12 protein-coding genes are annotated in these 13,358 nt (G+C 35.0%); 10 read left to right on the top strand and 2 right to left on the bottom strand.

What is annotated here, in order from left to right:
* Positions 1–76 precede the first annotated feature (76 nt).
* From Q0871_RS08150 to Q0871_RS08130, 5 genes are all read left to right on the top strand, one after another.
* Positions 77–661 carry a hypothetical protein gene (locus Q0871_RS08150; RefSeq protein ID WP_299320871.1) on the top strand — a complete coding sequence of 195 codons (585 nt, stop codon included), beginning with the start codon at positions 77–79 and terminating at the stop codon, positions 659–661.
* A gap of 52 nt (positions 662–713) precedes the next feature.
* Positions 714–1,259 carry a hypothetical protein gene (locus Q0871_RS08145; protein WP_299320868.1) on the top strand — a complete coding sequence of 182 codons (546 nt, stop codon included), beginning with the start codon at positions 714–716 and terminating at the stop codon, positions 1,257–1,259.
* A gap of 107 nt (positions 1,260–1,366) precedes the next feature.
* Positions 1,367–3,169, top strand: coding sequence for a translational GTPase TypA (typA, locus tag Q0871_RS08140; RefSeq protein WP_299320866.1), 1,803 nt, complete (start codon positions 1,367–1,369; stop codon positions 3,167–3,169).
* A 294-nt stretch (positions 3,170–3,463) separates the two neighbouring features.
* The gene (locus Q0871_RS08135) at positions 3,464–4,252 is read left to right on the top strand and encodes an SDR family oxidoreductase (protein WP_299320864.1); all 789 of its coding nucleotides are present in this window, start codon (positions 3,464–3,466) and stop codon (positions 4,250–4,252) included.
* Positions 4,253–4,287: 35 nt separating this feature from the next.
* Entirely contained in the window at positions 4,288–5,187 is a 900-nt protein-coding gene (locus Q0871_RS08130) for a DUF6503 family protein (protein ID WP_299320861.1), read from the top strand.
* Between the two features lie 76 nt (positions 5,188–5,263).
* On the opposite strand, the gene ppgK is transcribed toward Q0871_RS08130, so the two are convergent.
* On the bottom strand, positions 5,264–6,013 hold the full coding sequence (gene ppgK / locus Q0871_RS08125) for a polyphosphate--glucose phosphotransferase (RefSeq protein WP_299320859.1): 750 nt from the start codon (positions 6,011–6,013) through the stop codon (positions 5,264–5,266).
* Positions 6,014–6,152: 139 nt separating this feature from the next.
* Positions 6,153–6,458 (bottom strand): hypothetical protein, encoded by a 306-nt coding sequence (locus Q0871_RS08120; protein ID WP_299320856.1) that lies wholly within the window; start codon positions 6,456–6,458, stop codon positions 6,153–6,155.
* Positions 6,459–6,720: 262 nt separating this feature from the next.
* Between Q0871_RS08120 and Q0871_RS08115 the strand changes: the two genes are divergently transcribed.
* The 5 genes from Q0871_RS08115 to gap all read left to right on the top strand — a co-directional run bounded on the left by Q0871_RS08115 (position 6,721) and on the right by gap (position 13,349).
* Positions 6,721–9,648 carry a PEP/pyruvate-binding domain-containing protein gene (locus Q0871_RS08115; RefSeq protein WP_367275134.1) on the top strand — a complete coding sequence of 976 codons (2,928 nt, stop codon included), beginning with the start codon at positions 6,721–6,723 and terminating at the stop codon, positions 9,646–9,648.
* Positions 9,648–10,910: a serine hydrolase gene (locus Q0871_RS08110; RefSeq protein WP_299320854.1), complete on the top strand. Its 1,263-nt coding sequence runs from the start codon at positions 9,648–9,650 to the stop codon at positions 10,908–10,910. Before Q0871_RS08115 ends, Q0871_RS08110 begins: the two co-directional genes overlap by 1 nt.
* A gap of 151 nt (positions 10,911–11,061) precedes the next feature.
* Positions 11,062–11,625, top strand: a complete 564-nt coding sequence (locus Q0871_RS08105) for a TetR/AcrR family transcriptional regulator (RefSeq protein WP_299320851.1) — start codon at positions 11,062–11,064, stop codon at positions 11,623–11,625.
* 75 nt (positions 11,626–11,700) lie between these two features.
* Complete coding sequence (locus tag Q0871_RS08100; protein WP_299320848.1) at positions 11,701–12,249, top strand: carboxymuconolactone decarboxylase family protein; 549 nt, start codon at positions 11,701–11,703, stop codon at positions 12,247–12,249.
* A 107-nt stretch (positions 12,250–12,356) separates the two neighbouring features.
* Positions 12,357–13,349, top strand: a complete 993-nt coding sequence (gene gap, locus Q0871_RS08095; protein ID WP_299320845.1) for a type I glyceraldehyde-3-phosphate dehydrogenase — start codon at positions 12,357–12,359, stop codon at positions 13,347–13,349.
* The last annotated feature ends 9 nt before the right edge of the window (positions 13,350–13,358 follow it).

Raw genomic sequence — 13,358 nt, 5'->3', positions numbered from 1 at the left:
TTCTTAATATTTCATTAAATCTGGTGGTTACGTTTTTAGAAACATGTAGTTTTAGTTGCAACATCAATCAAACTACATGAAAAAAATTACTGTAATTCTTCTGTTTTTATCTATTACAAACGTCCAATCCCAGATTAGAGATTTTTCTGAAAAAGGCAATGGACTCGTCAATCTAGAACGACATCAATTTACGATTAATCTTCTGGGACCCGGTATTCGATATGAATTAGGTCTTTTTAAAAATGTAAGCGCATCAACTAGTTTTACTCCAGCTTTTGCTCGCTACCAAGAGGGCTATGCTTTGGGCTATGCGTGGCATACCAGGATTAGGTATTACCATAACTTTCAAGAACGCTTAGATATTAATAAAAATGTAGTTGGTAACTCTGCAAATTATATTGGACCTGCGCGTAGTATATTTTGGGAACCCGTACAGTTGGTTGATAATATCACTGACGGAAGTAGTGATTATAACTTTGCTTTCTATGGCGGAGTATACGGTATTCAGCGTACCAATAGAAAAGGTTTTAATATAAATGCAGAGGTAGGTTACGGTTATTTTGATGGAAACGGCGTAGATAATGGGCATGGTTTTTTGCTGAATGTTAATTTTGGTTGGGTAGCGACAAAACGAAAATCTAGAAAACCTACGTTCGATTAATGTGGTCTGATATTTGATATATAATCCGAATAATTTCTAATCATAAACAATCATGAAAAAAATCACCTTTCTTTCAATTATTCTTATGTCAGTTTTTTATGCTAACGCCCAATCTGACAAACTAGTAGAAGACGGACTCTTTAAAGTTAATTTATTGGCGCCAGGGGTGTCTTACGAACTAGGTATTGGTTCTAAAACTACGTTGAATTTAGAGGCTTTTTTAGGTTTTGCACTTAACGGAGGGTCAGATAGAGAAACTAATTTTGGACTCTATCCTGGTTTAGAAGCAGATGTTAGGCAATACATTAACTTTGATAGAAGACTTTCTAAAGGGAAAAATATATCTGGAAATACGGGTAACTACATTAGTTTTTTGAATCAATTACAATTTGGGACACCTATAATTGGTAATTTAGAGTATGCATCAGATTACTATTATAATATGGCGTTAGTATATGGTTTACAGCGTACTTATAAGAAAGGTTTTTATTTTGGTTTGGCTTTTGGACCTGGTGTTTTCGTTAATGAATATAATACAGATGCGGGCATTTTAATTGATGTTAGATTGGGTTGGGTAATTGGTGGTAGAAAAAAGTAAGCATCGCTTTAGCGAACTATCTCAAAATCAATAAGATAAAAATAACATAAGTTTAAGTGCAACTATCATTATTTAAAGTATCTTTGCACGCTTAAATAAGACCTTTTATGTCCACTACTACAAAAAATATTGCGATCATTGCGCACGTTGACCACGGTAAAACAACCTTGGTAGACAAAATAATGTACCACTGTAGCTTGTTTCGTGAAAACGAGAATACAGGTGATTTAATTTTGGATAATAACGATTTGGAAAGAGAGCGTGGTATTACCATTACTTCCAAAAACGTTTCCGTTATATATAAGGATACTAAAATAAATATTATTGATACTCCTGGTCACGCCGATTTTGGTGGTGAAGTAGAGCGTGTATTGAATATGGCAGATGGTGTTTTATTATTGGTAGATGCTTTCGAGGGTCCTATGCCACAAACACGTTTTGTACTTCAAAAGGCAATCGATTTAGGTTTGAAGCCTTGTTTGGTTATCAATAAAGTTGATAAGGAAAACTGTACTCCAGATGAAGTACATGAAAAAGTTTTTGATCTTATGTTCGAACTAGGTGCTGAAGAATGGCAGTTAGACTTCCCTACAGTATACGGTTCTGCAAAGAACAACTGGATGAGTGAAGATTGGAAAAACGAAACTACCAATATTGAGCCATTATTAGATATGGTTATTGAGCATATTCCTCTTTTTGAACCAAAAGAAGGAAACACTCAAATGTTGATTACTTCTTTAGATTTCTCTTCATTTACTGGTAGAATTGCTATCGGTAGATTACAAAGAGGATCGTTGAAAGAGAATCAACAAATTTCTTTGGTAAAACGCGATGGTTCTATCGTGAAATCTAAAATCAAAGAACTTTATGTTTTCGAAGGTCTTGGTCGTAAGAAAGTACAAGAAGTTGAAACTGGTGATATTTGTGCATTAGTTGGTGTTGAAGGTTTTGAAATTGGTGATACAGTTGCCGATATCGAAAATCCTGAAGCATTAAAAACTATCGCAATTGATGAGCCTACAATGAGTATGTTGTTCACTATTAATGATAGCCCTTTCTTTGGTCAAGATGGTAAGTTTGTTACCTCTAGACATATTAAAGATCGTTTAGCAAAAGAATTAGAGAAAAACTTGGCGTTACGTGTAAACGAAACTGATAGTGCAGATAAGTTTTTAGTATTCGGACGTGGTGTATTACACCTTTCTGTTCTTATTGAAACTATGCGTCGCGAAGGTTATGAATTACAAATTGGACAACCACAAGTAATTATAAAAGAGATTGACGGTGTTAAATGTGAGCCTATCGAGCATTTAACTATTGATTTACCTGAAGAAGTTTCTGGTAGAGCAGTTGAAATGGTATCTATACGAAAAGGTGAGATGACTAGTATGGAAGCAAAAGGTGACCGTATGTTATGTGAATTTCAAATTCCATCACGTGGTATCATCGGTCTTCGTAACCAATTGTTAACGGCTACTGCTGGTGAGGCTATTATGGCACACCGTTTCTTAGAGTATCAACCAATGAAAGGTGATATTCCACAAAGACAAAATGGTTCTTTAGTTTCTATGGAAAGAGGAAAAGCAATTCCTTATTCTATCGATAAATTACAAGATCGTGGTAAGTTTTTTGTTGATCCGGGTGAAGATATTTACGAAGGTCAAGTTATCGGTGAAAACTCTCGTGGAGATGATATGACCGTTAACATTACTAAAACTAAAAAATTATCTAACGTTCGTTCTTCTGGTGCAGATGATAAAGCTAAAATTGTTCCTGCAATTAAGTTTTCTCTTGAAGAAGCATTAGAATACATTCAAAAAGATGAGTATGTTGAGGTTACTCCAAAGCATTTACGTTTACGTAAAATCTATTTGACAGAAAATGAGCGTAAGAGAAATAAAATAGCATAAGAAAAAAAGCTCCTTTTTTAAGGAGCTTTTTTTTGCTTTTAATTATAGAAACCACCCAATCGGGTGGTTTTTTTATTTTTAATGGTTTATTGAAGGTTGTTGGTGAAGTGTATTTTGTGATTACTACGCTGATATAATGTTATTTAGTGTCTGTGTGTTCAGAAAAATGCAAAAAAATAGGTTAGATTTTCCTACATTCTTAATAATGCATTCATCCTGTATTTTTCTTCGTTTCTGCATAGAATTTTAGCTAATTTAAAGTGGAATTTAATCACAACTCAAACTAACATTATTATGCAACTAAAAGGAAAAAATGTGCTCATTACTGGGGGTACTCGGGGTATTGGTAAATGCATGGTTCAAAACCTAATTAAAGACGGGGTTACCAATATTGCGGTCATTGCACGCGATAAGAAAAATCTTAAAGATTTATCATTAGAATATCCTGAAGTAAACTTTATTAGAATTGCTGGCGATATTGCCAACATTCAAGTTTTACGCGATGCTGCGGCGCGCATAGAAGATAAATGGGGTCATTTAGATATATTGATAAATAATGCCGGTATCGTTGCCGCTGGTCCTTTAGAAGATATACAAGATGAAGACCTTTATGATCAGGTTGCTGTAAACCTTACCGCTGTAATGTTATTGACCAAGTACTGTATTCCGCTTTTAAAATTTTCTGAAGATGCATATATTTTAAACATTTCATCGGGTTTGGGATTGATCGGAATGCCATTCTATGCGGTTTATGGTAGCACTAAAGCGGCTATTCGTCAGTTTTCAGATTCTATGAGAAGAGAATTGGCACCTTTTAAAGTATCGGTAACCTGTGCATTTCCAACAGCTACAGATACTGAAATGATGCAAAAATTTAAAGGTAGAAAAATGGATGCGCCAGAGTATGTTGCAGAGCGATCGTTAGAGGGATTATTTAATAAAGAAATTCAAGTTATTTTTGGGGGTGAAGAACGACTGAAAGAAAATATTTTAAATTTTGAAGCACCAGCAGAATTAGATAAGGTGGTAGCAGAAAATTACGAGGAACGTAAAATAGCTAGTTTAGATCATAAAGCCGTCTGATCATAACTGGATAATAAACTAAACGGCACACAACTATGAAATTACTTTACAAATTTTCACTTTTATCAGTATTTGCAGTATTTATATCCTGTAAAGAGACACCTAAAAAAACAATCGAAACCGCTGAAGAGGTGGTCACAGAATCAACGGTAATAGAAGTGCCTGAATCATGGGTATCTTCTAGAGTTGCAAAAACAAAAGAACGACTAAATACTACGGAAGCAGGAAAAGTTATTTGGAATGCTATGGAAGCTCATGGTGGATTAGATACTTGGTATGCCAACGGACCAATTACATTTCGTTTTAATTATCAACCTTTAGATGGTAAAACGGCTAGAGATAGTTACCAAACTGTAGATACGTGGAGCAACAGATCGGTGCATACAAGTGCTACAGATAGTTCTGCTAAATTTGGGTGGACAGGTGAAAAAGCTTGGGTAATGGCTAAAGACAGTACGGCATTTGCATATGATACGAAATTCTGGGCGCTAACACCATTGTGGTTTGTTGGTCATCCGTTTGTGTTAAGTGGTGAAGGGGTAAATTTAGAATTGTTGAAGCCAACAACTTTTAAGGAAAAAGATTATAATGTGGTCAAAGTCACTTTTGATGCTGAAACAGGTGATGCGCCAGATGATTACTACATTTTATATGTAAATAAAGAGACGAATAAAATAGCGGTTATGAGATATATCGTTTCATACCCTGAGTACTTTAAAGATGGAGGTCATGCACCAGAAAAATTTACAGAATTTATTGGCGAGCATGTGGTAGATGGTATTACGATGCCAGGTGGTTTTAAAACGTATTGGACAGTTAAAGATAATCAGCCAGGTGGCTATATCACTAAAATTGATTTTACAGATGTTTCTTTTGAAAAAGAATTACCTAAAGACTTTTTTGATGCACCTGTTGATGCTAAGATTATGGAATAAAAAATTCTTACATATCATCTTAAAAAAAATCCCAAAGTTTACTTTGGGATTTTTTTTATTCTTTACTATAAAGATTTTAAGCTTTTTTTATTTTGTATTGGGATGCCACTGCCGCACCAATAATACCTGCGTGATTTTGAAGCGCTGCGGGTATTACCTTGGTATCAATTTTAATCTTAGATTTAAACTCATCAAAATCTTTTGAGGCTCCACCACCAAGAATAATTAAATCTGGCGAAACGATTAATTCAACATACTCTAAGAAGGTGTTGAATCTTTTTCCCCATTTTTTATAAGATAGTCCTTCACGGTCTTTTGCCGATCCAGCTGCCCATTTTTCAATTTTAGAATATCCTTTATACGGAATTTGGCCTAACTCGAAATTAGGGATCAATCTACCATCTAAAAAAGCACCACTACCTAAACCTGTGCCAATGGTAATCATTACAACGAATCCTTTTTTACCTTTACCAGTGCCATAGTTCATGGTAGCATAACCTGCAGCATCTGCATCATTGATTACGGTAAAATCTAATCCGGTTTTCTTTTCTAATAACTCTTCTACATTTACACCCAACCAGCTTTTGTCAAGATTGCCGGTAGCTTTACAGACTCCGTTTTTAATAATGGTTGGAAAACCACAGCCAACTTTGCCTTTGTAATCAAAATGCTTCACAATTTGAGCAATTACATCGGTCATTGCTTCTGGTGTTCTAGGTATGGGGGTAGGTATTCTATGGCGTTCAGAGATCATTTCTCCTGTTTCCGAATTAACTAATGCTCCTTTAATTCCTGAGCCACCTACATCAATACCTAGTAAAGTCATTTTATATTTTGTTATGAATTACAAAGAAACGAAAAAGAATCGGGTCTTTGAAGGGAGAAAATTTTTGTTAATATACGCATCTTTTTTGCCACGATTTACGGCATAAAAAAAGGACCTTTTTTAGGTCCTTAATATGTGTTTAGATTGGCATTAGCAATTTAACTATAGTGCTAACTTGAATTTCTTCATCATCTTCATCTAACTCAGAATCTACAGTGAAAGTGATCATGAATTGTTTACCAACAAATTTTTCGCTGTTTAAATCGAATTCATTCGCAACATCATCTGTAATGTTAGTGAACTCTGTAGTGTAACCTTCACCATCAGAAAAAGCGTATACGCCATCAATATAGCCTTCATACGTTCCGTTCATAGTGCTGGTATCTTGGCCATAAGAGGTCAACGAAGAAACTGCTACGAACAATACTATTAAAAGTGATTTCATTTTTTTACTTGTTTAGTTAATTATAGATTTTCTTGTCCGTTTTTTAAGTCTTGTTTATCGACTTAAAAAGTTGATACAAATGAAATCTAATTAGTTGAATAACGAATAATTTTATCATTTTATTATGAATCTTTTTTTTAATCTTAACCTTCTGTAATTCAGTAAGATATTTTTACATTATTGTATTTAAAATAATTATATGTTAGCGAATTAAATAATCATATTTGATAGTACCTTTGGTAAATAAAATAATATAATTCAATTGAAAAAAAGTAATTTAAATACCGTCTTTATTGCATTGATCTGTGTGCTTTTTACATTGGGTCATAGTGCTCAGGCGCAATCATCTTTAGCGGTCGAAAATGTTCAGACATTGGTTGAGAAATATAAAAGTGATATTCGAGGTCCATATAAAGATATTCGATGGTTTTGTACCGATGGTAGTATTCGTCAGCCTAAAGATCCTTGCCCAGACAATATTAGTCCTGGTGTGCAGCATGCACGTTATAAAGATGAAGTGGTTGCTTTGGGTAAAAGCAATCATGTTTATTTAGGTCAAATTTTGGCTTATACAACTATAGACGAATTATGGGATAACAACCACAATCATTCTCGGTTAAAACAATACCAATTAGATAAATATTTGCGATTGGTCGATAACGGATGGATCAATCAAAAAGGACAGTTCTATAGAGGTTCGGTTCAAGTAGAAGATGAAGAAGCTTGGGGTATCGATTTTTATAAAACCATTTTATCTAAAGATGCTGTGGTTACAGATAATTTCTATCTCATTCGTCAATCTTTAAAAGATATTCCTCATAATGGTGATGACAATGTAGCGCAGTTGATGAGAAGCGAATCTAAGGTGATCTCAGATTTGTATGTTCCTTTTATGGATCTAAGAACAAAAATTCACAGTCAGCCTGAGAAATCAGATATTCAGAAAGTAATCGACTTTAAAGCTAAAAATCAAAAATCTTTAACTGCAGATTTAAATAAAAAACTTGACGGTTTGGTAGCTACCATGAATACGTTCTTTAAGCCTGTAGATGTTCAGGCTTTGCTGAACAAATCAAAATTAATAAAAGGCACAACTTTAGGCGATAAGGTTCAGTCATTTGTTAATGGTAGGTCGAATGATGAAACCGCTTCTTATTCGGAAAATGAAACGGCACAATTGCTTTTAGAGATAAGAGAAGAATTGTTAACAGAAAAGCGTTCTTTGGCACGTTTGCAGTTATTGGACATTTCTTTAAAATTAGAAGAGCTATTATTTCAAAATGCACCGAATTGGCAACCAACAACGGTAAGCGGACAATTAGAAAAAATTTGTGCGTTGACAACGGCATCGGTCGGTGCAGGGTATTTAGAACTATGGGAATGGGAGCAAATTTCTGGTGCACTTAGTAAGTTCAATCAAGATCAATTGAGCTTGGCAGAACTAACACAGGTATTAGAAACGGCAAGAGCTGCAGTAGAGTGGAGCGCAGCTATGGTAAAAGCGAATTATCAAGAAGTGGTTAATACATATACCACATTTGAGCCCAAAGCATATGCATTTATAGATGATAGAATTAGAGGTTCTGTTGCCTTACATTTAGGACAAAGTGTAGGTGAACTTGGTGATTTTATTTCACAAGAATCTGCCTTGACGAATAAAGTGATGGACATTGCCAACCAAAGTACATTTAGAGGGTTAAACCCTGGGTATGCATTTGGGGAGTTGGTCGTTGTTGATGGCTCATCTGAAGATATTGAAGTATCGGCAGATAAGATTTATATTTTTCAAAGATCACCATCAGATTTAAAACCTGTAGCTGGTATTGCAACTGTGGCAGAGGGTAATATGGTTTCGCACGTGCAGTTATTGGCACGTAATTTAGGTATACCGAATGCTGCGTTATCTGACCAAAATCTTCAAAGTTTAAAGAAATATGATGGTGACCGCGTGTTTTATGCGGTTTCTAATAAGGGAAATGTGATCTTGAAACCAGAATCGCAGATGACGGATCTAGAACGCGGTCTGTTCGTAAAGAAAGAACGAAATACCGATAAGATTGAAGTGCCTGTAGAAAAGATTCAATTGGGCAATACAGATGTCTTAAATATGCGTGATGTAGATGCAAGTGATTCCGGAGCATTATGCGGACCAAAAGCTGCCAATCTTGGACAGTTGAAAAAAATGTTTCCAGAGCAGGTGGTTGAGGGGTTAGTGATTCCGTTCGGAATTTTCAGAGATCATATGGATCAACAAATGACTGGTGAGAATAGTTCGTATTGGGAATATTTAAATGCGATGTTTGTGGAAGCTGAGCGTATGCGCAGTGCAAATGTATCAGAGCCAGAAGTTGAAAATTATCAGTTACTACAATTAGAGACTTTAAGGGGTGCCATCAAGAAAATGCCGTTGAAAGAAGATTTTATGAATCAACTGGAAGCAAAATTCAAATCTGTTCTTGGGTCAGATTTTGGAAAAATTCCCGTGTTCTTGCGTAGCGATACCAATATGGAGGATCTTAAAGAATTTACTGGTGCAGGATTAAACTTAACATTATTCAATGTGCTGGATAAAGAGAAAGTTTTAGAAGGCATAAAAGATGTGTGGGCATCACCATATACCGAACGTAGCTTTAAATGGAGACAGGTGTATTTGTTGAATCCTGAGAATGTGTTTCCTTCTATTTTGGTGATACCAAGTGTAGATGTAGATTATTCGGGAGTTCTAATTACAAAAGGAATCAATTCGGGTAACGATAAAGATTTAACGGTAGCTTTCAGTAGAGGAGCAGGTGGTGCAGTAGATGGTCAGTCCGCAGAAACGTATACTATATATGATAGTAATGGCTATCGTTTATTGGCACCTGCACGCGAGCCAATGTATAACACTTTACCTGTAACTGGCGGTACAGGTAAAAAAGCAGCTACGTTTCAGAAATGGGTAGTGAATGAAAAGAACATGGCCGAAATCAAGACTTTAGCAAAAACTATTCGTGAAACCTTGCCTAAAGAAACAAATTCAGATTATGAAGGTGCTTATGATGTAGAGTTAGGTTTTAAAGAAGATAAATTATGGTTGTTTCAAATAAGACCATTTGTTGAGAATAAAAAAGCGTTGAGTTCTGGGTATCTAGAATCTATTACTCCGAAAATTAATACAGAGAAAGAAATCTCGTTAAGCACAAAATTATAATGAAGAGAATACTAATATTATTGATTGTAGTTATAAGTGCATCTGCATTTACAACATATACCTATTATCCAATAGATGGTTACGAGCGAACAGGTATTAAACGTTTAAAGCGTTTAGAAATGATTAAAAGCGGAGAGATAAAAGATGCGACCGCTTTACCTACAGGAGCAATGAAATCTTACAACGACATTCAATTAAATCTACTATCGAGAAAGAATGATAGTGCCATGGGGTTAATGCAAGTGAACGAAGATTTTCAGAAAGAAATCAGTGCACTCTTCCGTGGTTTAGATAAAAGTTATTCATTGACTGTTTTAGATATTTCTGATCCAGAAAATGTACGCTATGCAGAACGAAATGAAACAGCAGGTTATCAGCCCGGTAGTGTTGGTAAATTGGCTGTTCTATTAGGATTGTTTACACAGTTGGAAAAAATTTATCCGGATTCATTCGAAAAAAGAACACGATTGTTGAAGAATAAAACTGTAAAAGCTGGAGTTTGGGGCTTGACAGATGAACACACCATACCTATTTATAATATTGAAAAGAATACCTTGGTAAAGCGACAAGTAATTGCTAGTGATGTTTTCTCCTTATATGAATGGGCTGATCATATGTTGTCTGTAAGTAATAATAGTTCTGCAAGTATTGTTTGGAGAGAAGCACTTTTGATGGCGGCTTTCGGTGAAAAATACCCAGAGATGACCCAAGAAGATGCGGATAACTATTTTAAAGAAACTCCAAAAAAGGAGTTGACAGATTTAAGTAATGATGTAGTCAATTTGCCGTTGCGCGATTTAGGTATCACATCTGATGAATGGCGACTAGGTAGTTTCTTCACTAGAGGTGCAAATACCTATGTAGGTGATAAGGGCGGTAGTATAGGTTCTCCACAGGGGTTAATGAAATTCTTGGTGCAATTAGAACAGGGTAAGGTGGTTGATGAAGCTTCTAGTTTAGAAATGAAGCGATTGATGTATATGACAGATCGTAGAATTAGATACGCACAATCGCCAGCATTGAAAGAAGCGGCAGTTTATTTTAAATCAGGTTCGTTGTATAAATGCGATAGAAGCAAAGGTGAGTCTTGTGGTAAGTATATGGGTAACGTAACCAACTTTATGAATTCTGTTATTATCGTGGAGCACCCAGATAATTGTAGGTATATGGTAGTGCTAATGACCAATGTGCTTCGTAAAAACTCTGCCAATGACCATATGTATTTAGCGGGTAATATTGATGAGATTATTAAAAAAAGGTAAATTAATTTACCTCCTTTTGTTTATATTGAATAACCTATTGCATTGTATTTCAATAGGTTATTTTGTTTTAAGGTGGTTGCACCCTTAATCAAAAGTTAAAAGTTTTTTTATATCAAAGCACTTGCTTAGTTTTGTAGTGTAATTAGAAATAATGGCACGTAAAAAACAATATAACGAAACAGAAGTCATAGATAATGCAATGCGCTTGTTCTGGCGTAATGGCTATGAAAGCACATCGGTTCGTATGTTGGAAAAAGAAATGGGTATTAACCAGTTCTCTATTTATGCCAGCTTTAAAAACAAAGAGGGTGTATTCTTAGAAAGTATTAAACTTTATAATACCCAAATAAAAGCCATCACCAATACCTTAGAGAAATCTAATAATGGAGTAGAAGGTATTAAAGAATATTTTCTTGATTTTCTTGATTTTTCTAGAGAAGGTGCAATTTTTAAAGGTTGCCTGGTTACAAATACCGTAAATGAAATCAAGGAAGATTCGAGTCCGATTATTATGGCGGCTTTAAAACGTTTTTCTTCAAATATTAGAGAACTTTTTGTAAGGAACCTAAAGCAAGACGACTCAAGGGATGTAAAAGAAATAGAAGTACAAGCTGACTATTTAATGAACGCTCTTTTAGGTCTGTCAATTTCATCAAAAGTGTTTAAAGAGGAACAGCTAAAAGGCATTATTAAGATAACATTTTTACACTTGTAGCATTTTTTTTAATTAATAACTAAGCGTCTGCTTAGATTTAACATAAATATAGTAATTAATAAAAACAATAAGATTATGACAACTTTAAAAGTACACGATATTGAGTCTGCACCAGAAGGTAGCAAAGGATTATTAGAGAACTCTCAAAAATCATTTGGTATGATTCCTGGTTTGCACGGTGTATTGGCTGCTTCACCTAAAATTTTAGAAGCATACCAAACATTACATAAGCTCTTTACTGAAACTTCATTCAATAATGATGAGTTAACGGTAGTATGGCAAGCTATAAATGTTGAGCACGCCTGCCATTACTGTGTACCAGCACATACAGGTATAGCAGGAATGATGAAGGTTGATGACACTATTACAGAAGCGTTACGTAACGAAACTCCGTTAGCAGATGCAAAATTAGAAGCACTAAGAACTATGACATTGACTATAGTTCGTAACCGTGGTAATGTAACTCAAGATGATTTAGATGCTTTTTATGCAGCTGGTTATGGTGAGCAACAAGTATTAGAAATTATCTTAGGTCTATCTCAAAAAGTTATCAGTAACTATACAAACCATATTGCGCATACACCAGTAGACGCACCTTTTCAAGGTTTTGCATGGTCTAAATAATTGAGGTTTCAGTTTTTCCCCGAAACCATATGTTGATTGAGTGATTTTAGTAGCCTTCCGTCTTTAGGCGGAAGGTTATTTAATTTTAATAAACTAAATAAATCAAAATGAAAAAAATAGCAATAAACGGAATGGGGCGTATAGGTCGCGCTTCTTTAAAGGTGATTTTGGATACTCCAGAATTAGAGTTAGTAGCGGTAAACGATATCGTGTCTATAGAAAATATAGCTTATTTACTTAAGTATGATTCAGTTTATGGAATTTATGAAAAAGAGGTTTCTCATGATGAGAATAACTTGATCATAGATGGTCAAAAAATTCAATACAACTCTCAACGTAATCCTGAAGATTTACCTTGGGCAGCGCATAATATTGATATAGTTATTGAAAGTACAGGTTTCTTTACCAAAAGTGAAGACGCTAAAAAACACATTAAAGCAGGTGCTAAATCTGTTATTATTTCTGCACCAACAAAAAGTGAAGATATACCAACAGTAGTTCATGGTGTAAATACAGAGGCAGGTAAAACTACTATATTTTCATGTGCTAGTTGTACTACAAATAACATAAGTCCTGTTGTTGAGATTTTAAGTCGTAGAATTGGTATAAAGAAAGCTATCATGACTACGGTGCATGCGTATACGGCATCGCAAGGTATTGTAGATTCTCCTTCACAGAAAAACTTAAGAATGGGGCGTGCCGGTGCGGCGAATATAGTACCAACATCTACTGGTGCAGCAATTGCAACCACTAAAGCTTTACCAGGTTTAGCCGGTAAATTTGATGGTGTTGCTTTACGTGTTCCTATTCCGGTAGGTTCAATGTCCGATCTAACATTTATAATGGAACATGATATTACACCAGAAGCTATTAATGCTATTTTTAGGGAAGAAGCGGCTACTAAAAGATATCAGAACGTTCTTGCTACATCAGATCAGCCTTTGGTATCTTCTGATATTGTGAAAAATCCGCATGCGTCAACTGTTGATTTAGGTATGACTAGAGTCGTAGATGGCGATTTATTAAAAGTGATGACCTGGTATGATAACGAATGGGGATTCACCAATCAAATGATTCGTCAAATTTTATCAGAAAACTAGAATATACTA

The organism is uncultured Maribacter sp. (assembly GCF_947500985.1).
Lineage (GTDB): Bacteria > Bacteroidota > Bacteroidia > Flavobacteriales > Flavobacteriaceae > Maribacter.
Note: the sequence above shows the minus strand (reverse complement) of the source record. Positions and strands in the feature narration are given on the sequence as shown.

What these genes read in the sequence shown, in the direction of transcription:
- Q0871_RS08110 (WP_299320854.1), top strand. Translation starts at nt 9,648, where the DNA reads ATGAAGAGAATACTAATATTATTGATTGTAGTTATAAGTGCATCTGCA.
- Q0871_RS08130 (WP_299320861.1), top strand. Translation starts at nt 4,288, where the DNA reads ATGAAATTACTTTACAAATTTTCACTTTTATCAGTATTTGCAGTATTT.
- ppgK (WP_299320859.1), bottom strand. Translation starts at nt 6,013, where the DNA reads ATGACTTTACTAGGTATTGATGTAGGTGGCTCAGGAATTAAAGGAGCA.
- Q0871_RS08150 (WP_299320871.1), top strand. Translation starts at nt 77, where the DNA reads ATGAAAAAAATTACTGTAATTCTTCTGTTTTTATCTATTACAAACGTC.
- Q0871_RS08105 (WP_299320851.1), top strand. Translation starts at nt 11,062, where the DNA reads ATGGCACGTAAAAAACAATATAACGAAACAGAAGTCATAGATAATGCA.
- Q0871_RS08100 (WP_299320848.1), top strand. Translation starts at nt 11,701, where the DNA reads ATGACAACTTTAAAAGTACACGATATTGAGTCTGCACCAGAAGGTAGC.
- gap (WP_299320845.1), top strand. Translation starts at nt 12,357, where the DNA reads ATGAAAAAAATAGCAATAAACGGAATGGGGCGTATAGGTCGCGCTTCT.
- Q0871_RS08145 (WP_299320868.1), top strand. Translation starts at nt 714, where the DNA reads ATGAAAAAAATCACCTTTCTTTCAATTATTCTTATGTCAGTTTTTTAT.
- typA (WP_299320866.1), top strand. Translation starts at nt 1,367, where the DNA reads ATGTCCACTACTACAAAAAATATTGCGATCATTGCGCACGTTGACCAC.
- Q0871_RS08120 (WP_299320856.1), bottom strand. Translation starts at nt 6,458, where the DNA reads ATGAAATCACTTTTAATAGTATTGTTCGTAGCAGTTTCTTCGTTGACC.
- Q0871_RS08135 (WP_299320864.1), top strand. Translation starts at nt 3,464, where the DNA reads ATGCAACTAAAAGGAAAAAATGTGCTCATTACTGGGGGTACTCGGGGT.